This is a genomic window from Allobosea sp. LjRoot9, assembly GCF_964252745.1.
Taxonomy (GTDB): domain Bacteria; phylum Pseudomonadota; class Alphaproteobacteria; order Rhizobiales; family Beijerinckiaceae; genus Allobosea.
Genome location: NZ_CAXUPC020000002.1, coordinates 1244140 through 1263308, shown reverse-complemented (window position 1 = coordinate 1263308; position 19169 = coordinate 1244140). Strand labels below are relative to the sequence as shown.

Annotated in this window: 17 protein-coding genes and 1 pseudogene; 9 read left to right on the top strand and 9 right to left on the bottom strand. The window is 66.8% G+C overall.

Going from position 1 to position 19169, the window contains the following annotated elements; all coding sequences use genetic code 11:
* Positions 1-161: 161 nt before the first annotated feature.
* The 8 genes and pseudogenes from dctP to ACSQ3P_RS14475 all read left to right on the top strand — a co-directional run bounded on the left by dctP (position 162) and on the right by ACSQ3P_RS14475 (position 8607).
* Entirely contained in the window at positions 162-1187 is a 1026-nt protein-coding gene (dctP, locus tag ACSQ3P_RS14510; RefSeq protein WP_436166208.1) for a TRAP transporter substrate-binding protein DctP, read from the top strand.
* Position 1188: 1 nt separating this feature from the next.
* Positions 1189-1698, top strand: a pseudogene (locus ACSQ3P_RS14505) (TRAP transporter small permease); the annotation flags it as partial.
* A gap of 69 nt (positions 1699-1767) precedes the next feature.
* A complete protein-coding gene (locus ACSQ3P_RS14500; protein ID WP_244546504.1) occupies positions 1768-3147 on the top strand; it encodes a TRAP transporter large permease in 1380 nt (459 codons plus the stop codon).
* 81 nt (positions 3148-3228) lie between these two features.
* A complete protein-coding gene (locus tag ACSQ3P_RS14495) occupies positions 3229-4209 on the top strand; it encodes a ketopantoate reductase family protein (protein ID WP_436166207.1) in 981 nt (326 codons plus the stop codon).
* Between the two features lie 114 nt (positions 4210-4323).
* On the top strand, positions 4324-5265 hold the full coding sequence (locus ACSQ3P_RS14490) for an ABC transporter permease (protein WP_436166206.1): 942 nt from the start codon (positions 4324-4326) through the stop codon (positions 5263-5265).
* On the top strand, positions 5262-6152 hold the full coding sequence (locus ACSQ3P_RS14485; RefSeq protein ID WP_436166205.1) for an ABC transporter permease: 891 nt from the start codon (positions 5262-5264) through the stop codon (positions 6150-6152). The genes ACSQ3P_RS14490 and ACSQ3P_RS14485 overlap by 4 nt, the downstream gene beginning before the upstream one ends.
* Positions 6153-6159: 7 nt before the next feature.
* On the top strand, positions 6160-6942 hold the full coding sequence (locus ACSQ3P_RS14480; RefSeq protein WP_436166204.1) for a glycerophosphodiester phosphodiesterase: 783 nt from the start codon (positions 6160-6162) through the stop codon (positions 6940-6942).
* Between the two features lie 87 nt (positions 6943-7029).
* Positions 7030-8607, top strand: a complete 1578-nt coding sequence (locus ACSQ3P_RS14475) for an ABC transporter substrate-binding protein (protein ID WP_436166203.1) — start codon at positions 7030-7032, stop codon at positions 8605-8607.
* Between the two features lie 8 nt (positions 8608-8615).
* On the opposite strand, the gene ACSQ3P_RS14470 is transcribed toward ACSQ3P_RS14475, so the two are convergent.
* The 3 genes from ACSQ3P_RS14470 to ACSQ3P_RS14460 are packed head-to-tail and all read right to left on the bottom strand — an operon-like array spanning position 8616 to position 12245.
* Positions 8616-10088 carry an alkaline phosphatase family protein gene (locus ACSQ3P_RS14470; protein ID WP_436166202.1) on the bottom strand — a complete coding sequence of 491 codons (1473 nt, stop codon included), beginning with the start codon at positions 10086-10088 and terminating at the stop codon, positions 8616-8618.
* Between the two features lie 40 nt (positions 10089-10128).
* On the bottom strand, positions 10129-11118 hold the full coding sequence (locus ACSQ3P_RS14465; RefSeq protein WP_436166201.1) for an ABC transporter ATP-binding protein: 990 nt from the start codon (positions 11116-11118) through the stop codon (positions 10129-10131).
* Positions 11115-12245, bottom strand: coding sequence for an ABC transporter ATP-binding protein (locus ACSQ3P_RS14460; RefSeq protein ID WP_436166200.1), 1131 nt, complete (start codon positions 12243-12245; stop codon positions 11115-11117). Before ACSQ3P_RS14460 ends, ACSQ3P_RS14465 begins: the two co-directional genes overlap by 4 nt.
* 402 nt (positions 12246-12647) lie before the next feature.
* Between ACSQ3P_RS14460 and ACSQ3P_RS14455 the strand changes: the two genes are divergently transcribed.
* Positions 12648-14696 (top strand): methyl-accepting chemotaxis protein, encoded by a 2049-nt coding sequence (locus tag ACSQ3P_RS14455; protein WP_436166199.1) that lies wholly within the window; start codon positions 12648-12650, stop codon positions 14694-14696.
* Positions 14697-14727: 31 nt separating this feature from the next.
* Here ACSQ3P_RS14455 and ACSQ3P_RS14450 read toward each other — a convergent pair whose 3' ends face one another.
* From ACSQ3P_RS14450 to ACSQ3P_RS14425, 6 genes are read right to left on the bottom strand one after another with little or no spacing between them, the layout of a single operon-like run.
* Positions 14728-15381, bottom strand: a complete 654-nt coding sequence (locus tag ACSQ3P_RS14450; RefSeq protein ID WP_436166198.1) for a DUF1989 domain-containing protein — start codon at positions 15379-15381, stop codon at positions 14728-14730.
* Positions 15382-15389: 8 nt separating this feature from the next.
* The gene (locus ACSQ3P_RS14445) at positions 15390-15989 is read right to left on the bottom strand and encodes a DUF1989 domain-containing protein (RefSeq protein WP_436166197.1); all 600 of its coding nucleotides are present in this window, start codon (positions 15987-15989) and stop codon (positions 15390-15392) included.
* 20 nt (positions 15990-16009) lie between these two features.
* Entirely contained in the window at positions 16010-16960 is a 951-nt protein-coding gene (locus tag ACSQ3P_RS14440) for an arginase family protein (RefSeq protein WP_436166196.1), read from the bottom strand.
* Positions 16957-17757 (bottom strand): amino acid ABC transporter ATP-binding protein, encoded by an 801-nt coding sequence (locus ACSQ3P_RS14435; protein ID WP_436166195.1) that lies wholly within the window; start codon positions 17755-17757, stop codon positions 16957-16959. The genes ACSQ3P_RS14440 and ACSQ3P_RS14435 overlap by 4 nt, the downstream gene beginning before the upstream one ends.
* Complete coding sequence (locus tag ACSQ3P_RS14430) at positions 17754-18476, bottom strand: amino acid ABC transporter permease (protein WP_436166194.1); 723 nt, start codon at positions 18474-18476, stop codon at positions 17754-17756. Before ACSQ3P_RS14430 ends, ACSQ3P_RS14435 begins: the two co-directional genes overlap by 4 nt.
* A gap of 3 nt (positions 18477-18479) precedes the next feature.
* Positions 18480-19139 carry an amino acid ABC transporter permease gene (locus tag ACSQ3P_RS14425; protein ID WP_436166193.1) on the bottom strand — a complete coding sequence of 220 codons (660 nt, stop codon included), beginning with the start codon at positions 19137-19139 and terminating at the stop codon, positions 18480-18482.
* Positions 19140-19169 lie beyond the last annotated feature (30 nt).

The following is a 19169-nucleotide window of genomic DNA, read 5'->3' as shown; positions in this document are numbered from 1 at the left end:
CGATCGCCGTCACGGACCGGGAAAACAGACAAACTGTCAGCTGCTCATGTTGGCATCGGTCTCTGAAGCATGCTCTATTTGCAGGAACGCGCGCCCGTATAAAACGAGCGAAAACAGCAGGCGGAGAGCTCTTCGCCCAGGCTCTTCCATGGGAGGAAGACATGCAGTTCGACCGACGCCACGTCCTGTCCGGCCTGATCGCGGCTCCCGCCGTCCTGACCTTCAGCCGGCCGGGCTCCGCCCAGAGCGCGACGACGCTGAAGATCTCGCACCAGTTTCCCGGCGGCAGCATCGACCAGGGCGATTTCCGCGATCGGCTTTGCCGGATCATGGCGCGCGAGGTCGAGAAGCGGACAGCGGGCTCGCTCAAATTCGAGGTCTACGCCAACTCGTCACTGATGAAGACGAACGCCCAGTTCTCGGCGATGCGCAAGGGCGCGCTCGATATGTCGCTCTACCCGATCGCCTATGCCGGTGGCGAGCTGCACGCCTGCAATCTCGGGCTGATGCCGTGCCTGGTCACGAGCTATGAGCAGGGCGCGAAGTGGAAGACCTCGGAGGTCGGCAAGGCGCTGACCAAGATCGTCGAGGACAAGGGCATCAAGGTCATCTCCTGGATCTGGCAGGCTGGCGGCGTCGCCTCGCGCAAGGGCGCGATCAGCGGACCCGACGACGTCAAGGGCATCAAGATCCGCGGCGGCAGCCGCGAGATGGATCTGATGTTCACGGCCGCAGGCGCCCAGGTGTCGACCATGCCGTCGAACGAGGTCTATATCGGCATGCAGACCGGCGCGCTCGACGCCGCCGTGACCTCCTCGACCAGCCTGATCTCGTTTCGCCTGGAAGAATTGTCGAAATCGCTGACGGCGGCCCGCAAGGGCTCGTTCTGGTTCATGCTCGAACCGATGCTGATGTCCAAGGCGATCTTCGACAGCCTCAAGCCCGAGCAGCAGAAGGCGCTGCTCGATGTCGGCGCCGAGATGGAAGCCTGGGGCACGGCCGAGGCCAAGAAGGACGATGAAGAGGTCGCCAAGGTCTATGCCGCCAAGGGTGTGCAGGTCGTCGACCAGACCGACGCCAACCTCGCGGCCTGGCGCAAGATCTCCGAGGAGAGCGCCTGGAAGGACTATGCGGCAAAATCGACCGAAGCCGCCGAACTCCTGAAGCTCGCCCGCGCGGTTTCCTGAAATGGCGGGCGGCCTGCAGCACGACGCCATCCTCGCCAGCGACATCAGGACCTCGACACCGGTGACGGGCGGCATCGCCGCCGTCATCGGTGCGGTCAACGAGACGCTGTTCAAGCTCTCGGCCGTTGCGCTGCTCGCAGCCGCGCTGGTCCTGACCTTCGGCGTCATCGCCGGACATCTCTATGGTCGTGGCGTCGAGTGGCAGGACGAGGTCACGATCTTCCTGGTCGCCGGCGCGATGTTCCTCTCGGCCGGCGCCGTGCAGCAGCGGCGTGGCCATATCGGCATCGACTTCCTCGACCATATGCTCTCACCGCGATTGAACGCGGCCCGGCGCGCCACGGTCGATGCCGTGGTGCTGGCTTTCTGCCTGTTCTTCGCCTGGAAGGCCGGAGGCCTGCTGCAGGAGGCGTTGCATGAGGGTCAGACCTCGCATTCGGCCTGGGGGCCGCCGCTCTGGATTCCCTATTCGCTGCTGACCTTCGGCATGGCGCTGCTGGCCGTGCAGGTCGCGCTGCAGGTCGGCCAGCGCTCGCTGCTGGTTCTCGCCGTCGTCGTGCTGGCTGTGGTGGCGCTGCTGATGTGGGAGAGGCCGGTCAGGCCGCTGGTCACGAGCCTCTCGCAGGCCCAGGTCGGCATCGCCTATTTCGTGGCGACGCTCGTCGTGATGTTCTCCGGCATGCCGATCGCCTTTGCGCTCGGCGTCGTCGCACTCGTCTTCATGCTGCTGTTCATGCCGTCGGCCTCGGTCGATACGATCGCGCAGAATTTCTACGAGGAGCTCGCCAATGTCATCATCCTGGCGATCCCGCTCTTCATCCTGAAAGGCGCGGCGATCGGGCGCTCCAACGCCGGCAAGGACCTCTATTCGGCGCTGCATGCCTGGCTGCACCGGATTCCCGGTGGGCTCGGCGTCGCCAACACCATCGCCTGCGGCCTCTTCGCCGCCATGGCGGGCTCGTCGCCGGCGACCTGTTCGGCGATCGGCTCGGCCGGCATCCCGGAGATGCGCCAGCGCGGTTATTCCGGCGGTTTCGCCGCCGGCATCATCGCGGCCGGCGGCACGCTCGGCATCCTGCTGCCGCCTTCGGTCACCATGCTGCTCTATGCGGTCGCGGCCGAGGTCTCGCTCGGCAAGCTCTTCCTCGCCGGCATCGGGCCGGGCCTGCTGCTGATCACGCTGTTCGCGCTCTATTCGGTGCTGCGCTACCGCAAGGAATTTGCGGTGGCTCAGACGATCGCAGCCGAGACCGGTGTCCGCTCGGCGCTGCTGACCGAAGAGCATTACACGCTTGGCCAGAAGCTCAGGATGATCGCCTGGGTCGCGCCCTTCGTCTCGATCCTGGCCGGCGTCATGGTCGTGCTCTATGCCGGCTGGGCGACGCCCTCGGAGACGGCCGGCGTCGGCGCGGTGCTGGCGCTGATCGTCATCGGCGCGATGTACGGCATCTGGCGGCCCTCCAAGCTGATGCCGATCGTCACCGGCACGCTGCGCGAATCGACCATGCTCTTGATGATCATCGGCATGTCGCTGCTCTATGCCTATGTGATGAGCTATCTCCATATCAGCCAGGCGATGGCCGCCTGGGTGATCGGGCTGTCGCTGTCGAAATGGGTGCTGCTGGCGGCGATCCTGCTCTTCGTCATCGTGCTCGGCTTCTTCCTGCCGCCGGTCTCGATCATCCTGATGACCGCGCCGATCGTGCTGCCACCGCTCAAGGCCGCGGGCTTCGACCTGATCTGGTTCGGCGTGGTCATGACCATCGTGATGGAGATGGGGCTGATCCACCCGCCGGTCGGCCTCAATATTTTCGTCATCAAGAACATCGCACCCGACATCCCGCTCTCGGACATCATCTGGGGCACGATGCCCTTCGTCGTGCTGATGTTCCTGGCGGTGATCATCTGCTGCCTGTTCCCGGGGCTCGTGACCTGGCTGCCCTCGGTGATGATCAAGTAGGCAACCTGCCCGGGATCGAGACTGTCGCATCCGCTTCGGCGCATTATAGTCCGCTCTCGATTCACAAAGCGGGAGCGGACCATGCGGGTGGCGATTGTTGGTGCGGGAGCGATCGGGGGCGTCATCGCATGGCATATGGCCAAGGCGGGGCAGCGTCCCCTCATCGTGGCGCGCCCGGCGACGGCGGCCCTGCTCGCCTCCGACGGCCTGATCCTCGAAACCGCATCATCCACCGAAACGCTGTCCGTCAACGCGACCGCCGATCCCTCCTCGGCCGGCGTGCAGGATCTCGTTCTGGTCGGCTACAAGGCGCATGACTGGCCGACGGGCCTGGATCTGGTGACGCCTCTGCTCGGACCCGAGACGATCGTGCTGCCGATGCTGAACGGCATTCCATGGTGGTACCTGGATGGGCTGGACGAGGGATACGGCGATCGGAAATTGACCTCCGTAGACCCCGAAGGCGCGATCGCGGCGGCGCTTCCGACCACCCAGATTCTCGGCTGCGTCGTCTATGTTGGCGCCAATCGCCCGGCGCCGAACCGCATCGCCTGGAACGGCCGCAAGCGCCTGGTCATCGGCGAACCCCTAGTGCCGACGAGCGCGAGGCTTGCCGATGTCGTGGCGTTCCTGAAGGCGGGCGGCATCGACGCCGAGCCGAGCGCGGAGATTCGAAGCGCGGTCTGGCACAAGCTCCTCGGCAATGCCGCCTATAATCCGGTCTCGGCGCTGACGGGAGCGACGATCGACGCCATCATCGGCGACCCCGCGCTCCGGAGCGTCGCCAAATCGATCATGGCGGAATGCGTCGCCGTCGCCGCAGCGCTCGGCATCGAGGACCGGCCCGACCTTGAGGTGCGCCTGGAGCTTCCGCCCACTCTGGTTGGCGTCAAGACCTCGATGCTGCAGGATATGGAGGCTGGCCGGCCGCTGGAGTTGGGCGCGATCGCAGGCGCGGTCGCCGAGCTCGGCCGAAGGGCCGGAGTTCCCACCCCGCTGATCGACTGCGTCGCGGCGCTGGCGGGCAATGCCTGGCGGCAGCGATGGGGGGCAGCGGCCTGATCGGAGTACGCGTGAGCCTGATCGAGATGGAAAGCGCGCGACTGTCATCAATCTGTCGTCGCCGGCTTTGCAGATGCGCCGCTTGTCACGAGGTCGTGTCGATCGGTTTTATCCATGTTTCGGTTCCTGGCCCTGCGCGCGGGGCGCGCCATCCTCACGCTCCTCATCTGCGTCTCGGCGGTCTTCATCGCGCTGCGCCTGGCGGGCGACCCCGCCGACATCATGCTCTCGATCGATACGCCGCCGGACGTGCGCGCCTATTACCGCGACCTCTGGGGTCTCGATCAGCCGCTCCACCAGCAATATCTGCGCTATCTGCTCAGCGCCGCCAGGGGTGATTTCGGCGCCTCCTTCGCCGATGACCGGCCGGCTTTCGCTGCGGTACTCGAGGCCCTGCCGAAGACGGCGCTGCTCGGGACATCTGCACTCCTGCTGGCCTTGCTGGTCGGCCTGCCGCTCGGCGTGCTGGCGGCGCTGAGGCACAACAGCGCCATCGACAGGCTGGCTATGGCCTCGGCCGTGTTCGGCTATGCCATTCCGATCTTCTTCCTCGGCATCCTGCTGATCCTGCTGTTCGCGCTGAAACTGCGCGTTCTGCCTTCGGCAGGGTCGGACACACCGGCCCATCTCATCCTGCCGATGGTGACGCTCGGACTGCCGCTGGCGGGCCGGCTCGCTCGCTTTTCGCGAACCTCGACGCTGGAGGTGCTCGGCAAGCCCTTCATTCGCGCGGCGCGCGGGCGCGGCGTGATGCCCTTCGGCGTCATCATCCGCCACGCCTTGCCGAATGCGTCGGTGCCGCTCTTGATGTTCCTCGGCATCGAGATCGGCGGCATCCTGGCCGGCAGTGCCGTGGTCGAGACGATCTTCGCCTGGCCTGGAGTCGGCCGCTTGCTGGTCGATTCGGTGGCGACGCGCGATCTCGCCGTGGTGCAGGCGGTGATCCTCACCATCACGGTCATCATGATCTCAGCCAATCTGCTCGTCGACATCCTGCATATCCTGATCGACCCCCGTCTGGGCGGCTTCCGGCAAGCTGGGGGAGCTCGGGCATGACGACGGGTCTCGACAGCGCGGCTCTCGCGCCGCCGCCGCTTCGCTCCCGCCCGGCGCGGGCGGCGATGTCGCCCATCGTCAAAGCGTCGGCGGCGTTCCTCCTGCTCACCGTGCTCGTCGCGCTGCTCGCTGACTGGCTGGCGCCGATCCACTTCACCACCCAGAACCTCGCCGCGCGCTTGCGCCCGCCTTTGTCCGAGGGCGGCGGCATGACCTATTGGCTCGGCACTGACCAGCTCGGGCGCGATATCTTGAGCCGGTTGATCTTCGCCATCCGCACCTCGATCCTGATCGCGGTGCTCGGCACCTTGATCGGCGCGGTCTTCGGCACGCTGCTCGGCTTCGTCGCGGCGCGGTTCAAGGGGCTCGTCGATCAGGGCATCATGATGCTGGTCGATGCGCAAGCCGCGATCCCGGCGCTGTTCCTGGCGCTGACGATGCTGGCCTTCTTCGGCAACAACATCCTGCTCTTCATCATCCTGGTCAGCATCGACGGCTGGGATCGTTATACCAGGCTGGCGCGGGGCCTCGTCGTCTCCGAGCAGGAGAGCGAGTACATCAATGCGGTGGAGGCGCTCGGCGCGCGGCCAGCGCGGGTGATCATGCGCCATCTCCTGCCCAATATCGTCGCGGCGCTGGTGGTGCAGGCGACGCTGAATTTTCCGGGCACGATCCTGCTCGAGACCTCGCTTTCCTTCCTGGGGTTGGGCGTGCAGCCGCCGGGCACCTCGCTCGGGCTGATGCTGGGCGAGGGGCGGCGCTATCTGCTCAACGCCTGGTGGATCGCCGTCTTCCCCGGGCTCACGATCTTCCTGACGACCTTGTCGATGAGCCTGTTCGGCGACTGGCTGCGCGACAGGTTCGATCCCACGGTCGATCGGGGTTAAGGGCGGGATGATGGTGTCCGCACAGTCGCCGGCTTCGGGACGTCCGCTCGTCATCGCTCATCGTGGCGGGGCGCTGCTCGCGCCCGAGAATACGGCAGAGGCTTTTCGGGCCGCGGCAATTGCCGGAGCCGACATGGTCGAGACGGATCTGCGGCTGACAGTCGATGGCGTCCTCGTCTGCCTGCACGATGCCGATCTGAAACGCCTCTGCGGCGACCCCCGTGCGGTGGCGGAGCTCGACCTCGCCACCATTCGCCGCCTGCTGCCGTCGGTGATGACGTTGCAGGACGCCATCGCGGCCTCGGGCTCCCTCGGGCTGCTGCTCGACGTGAAGCTCACCGAGCGCGCCGTCGTGTCGCGCATCCTGGCGGAGCTGAACGAAGCCGGCGCGGCCGGGCGCACGCTGCTCGGTCTGCGCGATCTCGATCTCATCGCCATGGCGCGCGCTCAGGCGCGCGAGGTCGCGTTGCTCGCTTTCGCTGCCGATCCGGACTCGGCTGCCATGGCTCGCGCCGCCGGCGCAGACTGGTTCCGGCTATGGCAAGGCACCGCTACGGCCGAACGCGCGGCTGCGGTTCGCGCCGAGGGCCTGAAGCTTGCGGTTATGGTCGGCCAGCCGCGTTCGGTGGCCTTGCCGGACTATCCGCCTTTCCCGGTCGGGCGCGCCGATCGTGACGGGCTCGACCGGCTGCTTGCTTTGTCGCCGGACGCGGTCCTGCTCGACGATCCGCGCCTGCTGGTCGCGGCCATCGCCCGGCAGGCCGATGTCACCGGATTGTCGCCTGGCTGAGGCAAGGCACGCATTCACCGTTCCACTGGTGCCGTCGCCGCGCTGACCTCGTCGGCTTGGCCGCACCGGCTGTTCCAAGGATGCATAATGGTCACGATGTCCCGGGTCACGATATCCCGCCGCCGCTTCCTGGAAGGCGCGATCGCCACCCCCATCGCGCTGAACGCCCAGCCAGGCTTCGCCGCCGGCGAGACCCGCCCGAACTTCACCGTGGCGGTCGCCGATCTGCCGCCGACGCTGGAGCCGGCCCGCGAACTCTCCAATGTCGGCACGCGCGTCACCTATTCGATCTTCGACACGTTGATCCGGCGCGATTTCCTCGGCACGGCCGATGGCGGCGGCTCGGAGCTCAAGCCGCATCTCGCCACGAAATGGGAGCGTGTCTCGCCGCAGGAATTGATCGTCACGCTGCGCCAGGGCGTGAAGTTCCATAATGGCGACGAGCTCACCTCCGAGGACGTCGCCTATACCTTCCGCGACGGGCGGCTCTGGGGCGACAAGGCCCAGATCCCGGGCGGCAAGGCCTATTTCGGCGTGCTGGCCGGCGTCGAGCCGATCGATCGCTACAGCGTGCGTTTCCGCACCAGGACACCCGACGTCCTGCTGGAGCAGCGGCTCGCCTCCTGGTGCGCCTGGATCGTCAACAAGCGCGCCTATGAGGCGATGGGCTTCGAGGCCTATTCGCGGAAGCCCGTCGCGACCGGGCCCTACCGGGTCGTGTCGCACAGCGCCGCCGACGCGACCGTGCTCGAGGCCTTCGACGATTACTTCATGGCCAGGCCGTCAGCCAAACGCGTCATCTTCAAGCGCGTGCCGGAACTGGCCGCCCGCGTCGCCGGCCTCGTGGCGGGTGACTACGACCTCATCACCAATATTCCGCCCGACCAGATGAGCATCGTCGGCGGCTACAAGGACATCGACGTGCGCTCGGTCGTGCTGGCGAACGTGCATGTGCTCGCCTTCAACGATCAGGACAAGCTGCTTTCCGACAAGCGCATCCGCCAGGCGCTGGTCTGCTCCATCGACCGCCAGAAGCTCGTCGACACGCTGTGGCAGGGCACGGCCCTGGTGCCGGCCAGCCACAACTTCCCCGAATACGGCGAGATGTTCGTCGAGGGCCGCAAGCTGCCCCATGACCCGGCCAGGGCGAAGGCGCTGCTGAAGGAGGCGGGCTACAAGGGTGAGCCGGTCGTCTACCGGACGATGGCCAACTACTACACCAACGCGCTCGAAGCCGCGCAGGTCCTGGTCGAGCAATGGAAGGCGGTTGGCCTCAACGCCTCACTGCAGGTCGTCGAGAACTCGGCCCAGTTGCGCGGACCCGGTTCGCAGATCTTCAACTGGTCGAACTCGACCCGCCTGCCCGATCCGCTGGGCTCGATCTGGGTGGCCTGGGGGCCTGCCGGCGAGATCCAGGTCTCGAAGTTCTGGACCTCGGCGGGGGCTTTCAACAAGGCGGGCAATGCGCTCGAGGCGGAGGTCGATCCGGCGAAGCGCAAGGCCCTCTTCACCGAGATGCTCGACATCTGGGAGGACGAAGCCCCGGCCACGATCCTCTACCAGCCGAGCGAGGCCTACGCGATCAAGAAGTCGATCGCCTGGCGGCCGAACACCTTCTATTTCATGGATCTGCGGCCCGACAACCTGTCCTTCGGCCGCAGCTGAAAGCGCGCCTACTGTCCGCCGCCCAGGATGAAGCGGCGGCCATCCTGCTCGACGATGTCGACATGCTGGTTGAAGCGGCCGCGACCGGCCGAATGACGCGTGACGCGCGCCTCCTCGCGGGCGGGGCGGGCGAGGTTGCGGCCCTGCATGGTTTGCGCTGGCGCCACTCCGAGCAGGCCGAGCACGGTCGGGCCGATATCGATGATGCCGGCGGGCACTGAGGACAGGGAGCCGCGCCCCTCCGCCGTCTCGGCCCCGACGATGAGCACGGTGTTGAGTTCGTGCGGATTGATGCCGCCATGCATGCCGCCACCGAGCGGCACGTCGCCCGGCGTCATCGCACCCAGGCCCGGCAGGCCGTATTGGTCAGCCGCGAGATCCGATTTCAGGATGAACATCAGGTCCGGCTGGCGCTCATGCCCATTGCCCAGCAGCGCGAGGGACAAGGTGCCGTCCACGACGCCATCGGCCTCGTTGCGGGCGGGCGAGAAGACATGCCCGACGGCCGGCTGCTGCATCAGCCAGTGGGCGATGCGCTCGAGGCCGTCGCGGTCGCCATTGAGGCGGCGGATCTCGCCGCTGATGCCGCCGGTGGCGATGAAGGCCGCACCGTCGAGCTCGTCGCGCTGGGCAACCGCAAAGCCCGCCTGGCGGGCGTCGTCGAAGAGCGGGTGAATGGCGCGGGTCGAGATCTGGCCGTGGTCGGAGGCGACGATGACGGCGATGCGCTCCGCACCCGGCTGGGCGTCGACCCAGTCCAGTATGGCGCCGAAGGCCTTGTCGGCTTCCTGCAGGCCGGCCTTGGCTTCAGGCGAGCCGAGGCCCTTGTAGTGGAAGGTCGTGTCGGGCTCGTTGAACCAGACCAGCGCGACATCCGGAGCGAGCACCGGCAAGACATGCTCCACCATCAGCCGCGCCGCGTAGCGCAATTCGCCCAGGCGCGGCATCTCGCGCTCCGGCAGCGGCCCGACCGTCTCCAGCGCCTCGGTCACGGCCTGGGGCGTCTGGGTGCCGTCGACGCCATGCATCGAGAAGGTCCAGTGGCCGTTGTCGCGGGCGCGCGGGTTGATGAAATGCGCCGAGCCGGGCGAACCCGTATGCACCACGCAGAGCCGTCGTCCGGCGCGGGCGAGAACGTCGCCAAAGGTATCCACGTCGATGAGGCGCCCGCCATGATGGGCTTCGACACGGCGAAGATGGTCGATGCGGCCGGTGTCGAAGACATGTTCGGGCATGGCGGCGGAATGGTAGAAGGCATTGCCGACGATGCCATGCGTGGTCGGCGGCGCGCCGGTGGCGATCGCGCTCGTGCAGACGCGCGTCAGCGAGGGGAAGACGCTGCGCGCCTGCCGGAACCAGGTGCCGCGCGCCGCCAGGCGCAGGATGTTCGGTGTCAGCTCGGGCGTCACCATGTCGGGCCGGAGACCGTCGAATACCGCCACGATCACCCGCTCGGTGATCGTCTGTTCAGTCTGCGCCATCGTCTGTCTCCGAAGGATATGGAAGCGGTTCCTGACGCACTCAGGCGGCTACGGCAACCGGGCTGTCGATGGCTGGCACGAGATGGCAGGCGGCGAGCCGCCCATCCGCCACGCGCCGCAGGGCCGGAGCCTCCGTCGCGCACTGCGCCATGGCGCGCGGGCAGCGCGGATGAAAGGCGCAGCCGCTGGGCCGGTCGACCGGGTTGGGCGGATCGCCCGAGAGCACGATGCGCTCGCGCAGGCGCCGCCAGGGTGTCGGCACCGCGGAGACCAGCGCCTCGGTATAGGGATGGGCAGGTGCGTGGAACAGCGCATCGGGCGGACCCTGCTCGACGATGCGGCCGAGATACATCACGGCGACTTCGTCGGCGATCTGGCGCACCACCTTGAGGTCGTGGCTGATGAAGAGATAGGCCATGCCGAAGCGCCCCTGCAGGTCCTGCAGCAGGTTGATGACCTGCGCCGCGACGGAGACGTCGAGCGCCGAGATCGGCTCGTCGCAGACCACGAGCCTGGGGTCGAGCACCAGCGCGCGCGCCAGCACGACGCGCTGGCGCTGGCCGCCCGACAATTCATGCGGATAGCGGTCGAACAGGTCGGGACGCAGCCCCACGGCCTCGAACAGCGAAAGCGCCCGCTCCTGCCGCGCCCTGGGGCCGGCTTCAAGATTGTGGATCTGCAGCGGCTCGACGACCTGCTCGCCGACCGTCAGGCGCCGGTCGAGCGCCGCCAGCGGGTCCTGGGGGACCATCTGCATGGAACGGCGCATGGCGCGCCATCTGGCGTCGCGCACCGCCGTGACCGGCTCGCCGGCAAAATCGATCCGGCCGGACGAGGCCGCGAGAAGGCCCAGCACCAGCTTGGCCGTGGTCGACTTGCCGCAGCCCGACTCGCCGACGATGCCGAGCGTGCGGCGGGCGTCGAGCGAGAAGCTCACCCCATCGACAGCGTGCAGCAGGCGCCGCTCGCCGCGCGCGCCAGCGACGGGGTAGTGCCGCGCCAGATCTTTCACCGTCAGAAGCGCGCTCATGAGGACATTCCGACAAGCTCTTGCAGGCACGGCTCCCGCCGATCCGAGGCCCGCTGCTCCGGGCTTCCTTGCCAGGGCGGCAAGGCATCGAGCCGCAGGCAGGCGGATTGGCGGACGCCGCCCGCCGGCGCGAGCGGCGGCGGCGCGACCTGGCAGATGGCGGCAACTGATGTGCAGCGCGGCGCGAAGGCGCAGCCCGCCGGCATCGCATCGGGCGAGGGCACCGTGCCGGGCACCGGCGTCAAGCGCAGGCGCGGCCCCTCCAGCTCCGGCAGCGCCGCGAGCAGCCCCCGCGTATAAGGATGGTGCGGCTCGTGAAGCAGCGCCGAGGTCGCTGCGGTCTCCACGACGCGGCCGGCATACATCACCGCGACACGGTCGCAGAGATCGGCCACGACGCCGAGATCGTGCGAGATCAGCACGAGGCCCATGCCGGTGTCGCGGCGGATGTCGCGGATGAGATCGAGGATCTGGGCCTGGATGGTGGCGTCGAGCGCGGTCGTCGGCTCGTCGGCGACCAGCACGTCGGGCTCGCCTGCCAGCGCGATTGCGATCATCACGCGCTGGTTCATGCCGCCCGACAATTCGTGCGGGTATTGCCGCAGCCGCCGCGGCGCATCGGCGATGCCGACACGGTCGAGCAGGCGCAGCGCTTCCGCCTGCCCCGCCGCGCCGAAGAGGCCGCGATGCAATCGCAGCGCTTCGCCGATCTGCGTGCCGATGCGATGCACCGGATTGAGCGAACTCGTCGGGTCCTGGAAGATCAGGCCGATCCGGCCGCCGCGAATGCGCGCGATCTCGCGCTCGCCGAGATGCGTGATGTCCTGGCCCGAGAGCAGCACCTTGCCGGAGGTGGCGACGCCCTTGCCGAGAAGCCGCAAGACCGCAAGCCAGGTGACGCTCTTGCCGCAGCCGGATTCGCCGACGATGCCGAGCGCTTCCCCGGGTGCAAGCGTGAGATCGACGCCATGCACGACCCGGGTCGCGCTAGGGCCGTTGCGGAACGAGACCGTGAAGGCTTCCAGCGCCAGCAGCGGTGGAGAAGGCGGTGCAGCGTCCCCCAGGCGAGGGAGCGTCGAGGGCGACACCTCCTGCGCGGTCGAGTGATGTGTGGGAGCGTCGCTCATGGCGGGCGAACTACGCATCGGCCGATGACCGTCCGATGACAATCTCGTCACGGAAGGCCGATCAATCCAGGTCGATCGATGGTTTGGTTGGAGATCGGGCCGAGCCTTCATCCTGAGAGGCGGCGCTGCGGCATCTTGAAGGGTGAGAGCTATGCTCGAGGTGTGCCCTACAGTAATTGCTAGTAAAAATATAGAAATGAAGAAATAATATGAAAAAAATAAGAACGATCTTCGATGTATTCGTTTACGCAGGCTTTTGTGCGCGTATCTCTTCGGAGAAAATTCGGCGCCTATGCGCGGGGCGTGGTGATAATTCTAAAATTAAGCAGCTTTTCATTATTATTGATAAAGCTGAAGCGGCCTTGGGTGTGTCACCTCGCCCATTCAACAATGAGCCGCCTCATGAAGAAGCTCTTTCTATTTCGACTGCCGATCGCGACTCGCCTGGCTATCGTCGGGGTCCTCATCGTGGGCGCGGCTGTCGCCGCATCCGTCCTGGTTTCGATCCATGCCGCCGACAAGGCGATGCGCGAGCGGGCGCAGTCCAGCCTCTCCGTCAACATCAACCTGCTGCGCGATATCCTCGTCGCCAAGGGCGAGCCGAAGCTGGAGGGCGACAAGCTCTATTTCGGTGCCGAGCCGGTGAACGGCAATTTCGCTGCCGTCGACAAGGTCAAGGCACTCGCCGGCAGCGTGGCGACGGTCTTCATGGGCGATGTGCGCGTTGCCACCAACGTGCAGAAGCCCGACGGCTCGCGCGCCGTCGGCACCAAGCTCGCCGCGGGGCCTGCCTATGACGCCGTGTTCAAGGATCGAAAGACCTATTCCGGCGCGGCCGACATTCTGGGCCTGCCCTATTTCACGATCTATGAGCCGATCATCCAGAAATCGAACAACCAGGTCATCGGCATCCTGTTCGTCGGCATCAGGCAGGCCGATTTCCTGGTCGTGATCGACGAGATGATCTGGGGTAACGTGATCGCCGGATTGCTGATCGCGCTGGTGGGCGGCGCCGTGCTGCTGCTGGTCCTGCGCCGCATGATGAAGCCGCTCGGCAGCCTGAAGGCGGCGATGCACCGGCTTGCCTCGGGCGATATCGAAGCCACCATCCCCGTCATCCGCAGCCGCGACGAGATCGCGGCAATGGCCGATGCGGTCGGTGTCCTGCGCAGCGCCGCGATCGAGAAGGCGGAGCTCGAAACCGCTGCCGTCGCGCAAGCGCGCCTGATCGAAGACACCCGCCACGCGACCGAAGCCGAGCGGCTGACGGGAGCACAGCAGCAGCTCGAGCAGGCGAAGGAGCTGGAAAATGTCGTCACGGAGCTGGCTCGCGGCCTCGCCGAATTGTCCTATGGCAACCTGACGCATCGCATCGAGATCGCCGTTCCGGCGGCCTATGAGCAGCTTCGCGACGACTTCAACACCACCGTCGATCGTCTGTCCTCGACGGTGCGCACGATCCAGACGACCTCTGCGGATGTCGGCTTGGCGGCGCGCGAGATCACCATGGGCGCCGATGATCTGTCGAAGCGCACGGAAGAGCAGGCCTCGTCGCTGGAAGAGACCGCAGCCACGACCGAGGAGCTCGCAGCCTCGGTGAAGGCCTCGGCCCAGGCTTCGAAGCAGGCGGCCGCGATCTCGACAGAGGCGATGCAGGCGGCGCAGTCGGGCGGTACGATCGCGACGGAGGCCGTGGCTGCGATGGCGCGCATCGAGAGCGCCTCGCAGAAGATCTCCGACATCATCCGGGTGATCGACGACATCGCCTTCCAGACCAATCTCCTGGCGCTGAACGCGGCGGTGGAGGCGGCACGCGCCGGTGATGCCGGCAAGGGCTTTGCTGTCGTCGCCTCCGAGGTCCGCACCCTGGCGCAACGCTCGAGCGCCGCCGCCAAGGACATCTCCGGCTTGATCTCGTCCTCCAACATGGAGGTCGGTGCCGGCGTCAAGCTGGTCCGCCAGGCCGGCGACGCCCTGACCCAGATCCTGGCCGCTTCGCAAAAGGTCGCGGCCACCATCGCCGAGATCTCGGCGGCCTCGGGCGAGCAGGCCAATGGCATCGACGAGATGAGCCAGGCCGTCGCCCATCTCGACGAGATGACGCAGGCCAATGCGGCGCTCTCCGAACAGAGCGCCGCCTCCGCCTCCTCGCTGTCCTCGCGCATCGGTGAGCTCAACAACCTCGTCGCGGCCTTCAGGACTGGCCCCGAGGCTGCAACCGGCTCATCGGCCAATTACGCCCCGGCTCCAGTGAGGGCGACAGCGTCCGGCACGGCTTCCGAGCCCGAGCGCCTGCGCAAGCTCGCCGAAGCCGCCTTCGGCCAGACCAGGGCGGCGGCGCCGGCACCCCGGGCCCAGGCCCAAGCCCAGGCCATTGCGCCAGCGCCGCATGCCCCGGCCAGGAAGGTCGCCAACAGCCGCGCCGGCGACGCCGGCTGGGAGGAGTTCTGAGCGGCGAAACCACGCCCTCAGCCCAGCCCCTTCAAGGAACCCAGGGCTGCGAGGGCGGGATGGCCGGGAAGTTGTCCTCGATCACGCCGTAATGCGCATCGCGCGGGATATTGGCCGCTCCGCCCTGGATCGGCACGATATCCTGCGGACAGGCGGAGAAGGCGACCACGCAGTCCATATCGGCGCGCAGGCTCATGTAATCGCCCGCCCGGCCCGGTGTCGGCGCGGTCTTGAGGCTGCGCCCATCGGCCTGCACGGCGATGTTCATGAAGATGTTGAACGAGGCCAGGATCGGCCTCGGCACTGTGAGGCCGATTTCCGCGAGGCCTTCGAACATGTTGTCCAGGCAGTTGCGGTGATAGCCCGCGACGCCGAGGCGGCGATAGCGATGGCAGTCGCAGGCCGCCATGAAGGTGTCGTGGACACCCGGCGAGGTGTCCTCGACCAGCGTCAGGATCGGGTTGCGGTAATTGCTGACGAAGCTGTCGCCGATGATCGGGTTGAGCCGCTGGCTCCAGACCCGGCTTGCCTCCATCGACATATGCTCGTCGAGATCATGGGCGTTCCAGGCCCAGCAATCGACGACCTGGGTGCCATGGGTGTTGATCAATCGCACGGTCTGGCCGGCCTTGAGCCGGAGCGCCTTGCCATGGCCGGCGGGAATGGTCGTCAGCAGCAGGGACATGTCGCGCGTCATTCCACCGTGAAATGCGCTTCGGTCGGCATATGGCCGACGCCGTTGATCGGCAGGATGTCCTGCGGGCAGGCGCTGAAGGCGATGACGAGATCCATCTCGGCGCGCAGCGCGACATAGCTGCCGGGCGTCGAGACCGGCGCCTCGAAGGAGAGCGAGCGGTCGGGCTTGACCGGAATGTTCATGAAGAGATTGAGCGGGCTTGGCGTCTCCGGTGCTTCGAGGCCGATCTCGCGCATCGCGGCGTGGAGATTATCCTCGCAATTGTCGTGATACGCCTCGACGCCGAGGAATTTGTAGCGATGGCAATCGCAGGCGGCCATGAGGGTGTCATGGATTCCGCCGGAGGTATCCTCGACGAGCGTCAGGATCGGGCGGCGCTTGTTGCTGCGCATGATGTCGCCGACGACCGGGATCGTCTTCAGCATATGTGGTCGGCTGTGCTCCATCGACATGAATTCCTTCAGGTCCTGGGCGTTGAAGGCCCAGGTGTCGACGACTTGGTCGCCATGAGTGTTGATGACCTTGACGATCTGGCCTTGCCTGACATGGGCGGCCTTGCCCCGGCGGGCGGGAATGGTGACGGTCGTGCTCGACATGGTGATGATCCTCCTGGTGTTCAGCGGGCTTTGAGGCGGGCGCGCCAGCGCGGCTGGGCGCAGATCTCGCCGAGGAAGCCGATCACGACGAGCGCGCCGAGATAGGCGGTGACACCGGTCCCGACATCGAGCGGCGGGTTCACCTCGACGAAGTCGAAGCCGACGACCTCATTGCGCTCGGCGACGGCCTTCAGCGTGTCGCGCAGATCGGGATAGCTCATGCCGTCTGGCTCGGCTGAGACGCAGCCCGGCACCAGCGACATGTCGAGCGCGTCGACATCGATGCTGACATAGACCGGCGCTCCCTCCGGCAGCAGCGCTGCGATGCCGGCGGGGCCGAGCGCGCGGAATTCGTGCATCGGCACGACGCGGTTGCCGCCCGCCTCGATATCCTCATGCTGCTTGCGGGCGCTGCGCAGGCTGCGGATCCCGACCTGGGTCAGGCTGAGTGCGGTATCGAGCGCCGCGACATGGCGGAAGGCGTGGCCATTGGTGTAACGCAGGCCGTTGGCCTCGTCGGCATAGTCCATATGTGCATCGAAATGCAGGACATGCGCGGGCCGCTCGAAAGCGCGGAAGATCGGATAGGTGATCGAGTGATCGCCGCCGAGCACGACGGGAAGTGCGCCGGCGTCCAGCGCCTTGCGGATGGTGGCGGTGATGTTGGCGAAGCTTTGCTCGACATTGGTGGGCGCGATGTCGACATCGCCGAGATCGGCGATCAACCCCTTCGCGAGCTCTTCCGTGAGAAAGTCGCGCCGCGTCGCCGGATCGTAGAGCCCGCCGGTGAAGCGCAGCGAATGCTCGCGTAGGGCGCGCGGGCCTAGCCGGCTGCCCGGCAGGAAGGGAGAGCCTTCGTCGAAGGGCACGCCGATGATGGCGATGGCGGCATCGAGCCGCTCAAGGTCACCGGCGACCGGCGCGCGCAGGAAGGAGGGGATCCCGACATAGGGCCTGTCGATGCGGCTCATGATGCGTATGTTTCCAGCGGGGCTCGCCCGGAGCCGATCAGGTCGAGGAAGGCGGCGACGCGCGGGTCGGCCGGCCGGTTTATGACTTGCGCCGCCGGGCCGTCCTCGATGATGCGGCCCTTGTCCATGAAGGCGATGCGGTCGGCGACATGGGCTGCAAAACCGATCTCATGCGTCACCACCAGCATGGTCATGCCGGTGCCGGCGAGCTCGCGCAGCAGGGCGAGCACCTCGCCGACGAGTTCCGGATCGAGCGCCGAGGTCGGCTCGTCGAACAGCATCAGGGCAGGGTCCATGGCCAGGGCGCGCGCAATGGCGACGCGCTGGCGCTGGCCGCCGGACAGCGCATCGGGATAGTGCTGCGCCTTGTCGGCGAGGCTGAGGCTGGCGAGCAGGGCGCGGGCACGTTGCGTCGCCTCCTCGCGCGGCCGGCGGAGCACGACCATTTGCGGCCGGATGACGTTCTCGATCGCGCTCAGATGCGGCCAGAGGTTGAGCTGCTGGAACACCATGCCGATGCGCGGGCGCATGGCGTCGATCTGCCGGCCGCCATGGCGTCTGACGACGGTGCCGTTGGTCTCGCGCCCGAACGGCTTGCCCTCGATGGTGATGAAGCCGTCATCGGGCTGCTCGAGCCAGGTCAGGCAGCGCAGCAAGGTGCTCTTGCCGCAGCCGCTCGGGCCGATCAGCGCAACGACCTCGCCTTTGGCGATGTCGAGATAGACCTGGTCCAGGGCGGTCGTGCCGCGAAAGCGCTTGGTGAGCCCGGAGACGCCGAGGATGGGAGGGGCGCTCATCGCACCGGCCTCCTGTCGAAGGAGAGGAACTCCGCGGCGAGCGGGTTGCGGATGATCGTCTCCTGCTGGGCCTGGCCGACGCGGGCCTCGATCAGCCCGGCAAGCCAGGCCACCACCATGGTGATGGCCCAGTAGATCAGCGTCACCGCCGCGAAGACCTCGAAAGGCGCGAAGGTGTTCCCCTGCACGATCAGGCCTTGATAGGTCAGCTCGGCCACCGTGATCGAGCTCAGCACGGAGGATTCCTTGATCATCGTCAGCGTCATGTTGGTGGAGGGCGGCACCAGGCTGCGCAGGATCTGCGGGGCGATGACGTGCCGCATCGCCTGGAGCGGCGACATGCCGACGACGCGTGCGGATTCGAACTGGCCGCGCGGCAAGGCGAGGATCGCGGCGCGGATGATCTCGGCATAATAGGCGCTGGCGAAGAGGCCGAGCGCGACCGTGCCGGTGACGAAGGCCGGCAGCCTGATGCCGGCAAAGGGCAGGCCGTAATAGACCAGGAAGAGGATGATGATGAAGGGGATGCCGCGCAGAACCCCGACATAAGCGGCCACTAGGATGCGCACCAGCCGGTTGGGAATCTGCGCGATCAGCGCCACGACGATGCCGACGGCATAGCCGAGCACGAAGGCCATGGCAGTGATCTGGATCGTCAGCCAGGCGCCCTGTGCGAAAAGCGGCCAGTACTGGACGAGGATCGAGGGGTCGAACGCCATGGCTCAGCCCCTCCTGACGGCGAGCCGGGCTTCGGTCAGCGAGCCGGCGGCGATTACGACGAGGTTCATCAAGAGGAAGATCAGGGCAGCCCCGGCGAGCGTCTCGAAGGGGCGGTAGCTGGCGCTGGCGATCTGCTGGGCGGTGCGCAGCACGTCGACGACGGTTATGACCGAAAGCAGGGCGGTGCCCTTCACCACGATCGTGATCTCGTTGATCAGCACCGGCAGGATGCGCCGGAACAATTGCGGCAGCACCACGCTTTGCCAGATCGCCCGCCGCGGCAGGGACAAAGCGGTCGCCGCCTCGATCTGCCCGGGGTCGATGGTCTGAAGTCCGCCGCGCATCATTTCGGTGATGAACATCGAACTGTTCAGCGCGATCGCGGCGATACCCGCAGCCTCGGGCGACAGGTCGAGGCCGATTGCGGGCAGGACATAGTAGAACAGGAAGATCTGGATCAGCAGCGGCGTGCCGCGAATGAAGCTGATCAGAAACGCGATGACCGCGTTGACCCAAGCGATCTTGAAGGAGCGCAGGATGGTCAACGCCGTGCCGCCGAGGACGGCGATCACCACGATGATCGCGGCGAGGCGGGCATTGACCAGGGCGGCGGCAAACAGCGTGGGCAGGACCGAGAGCAGATAGGCGAATTGAAACGACAAGGCTGCGCTCCCGACCCTGCTGGACAGCGC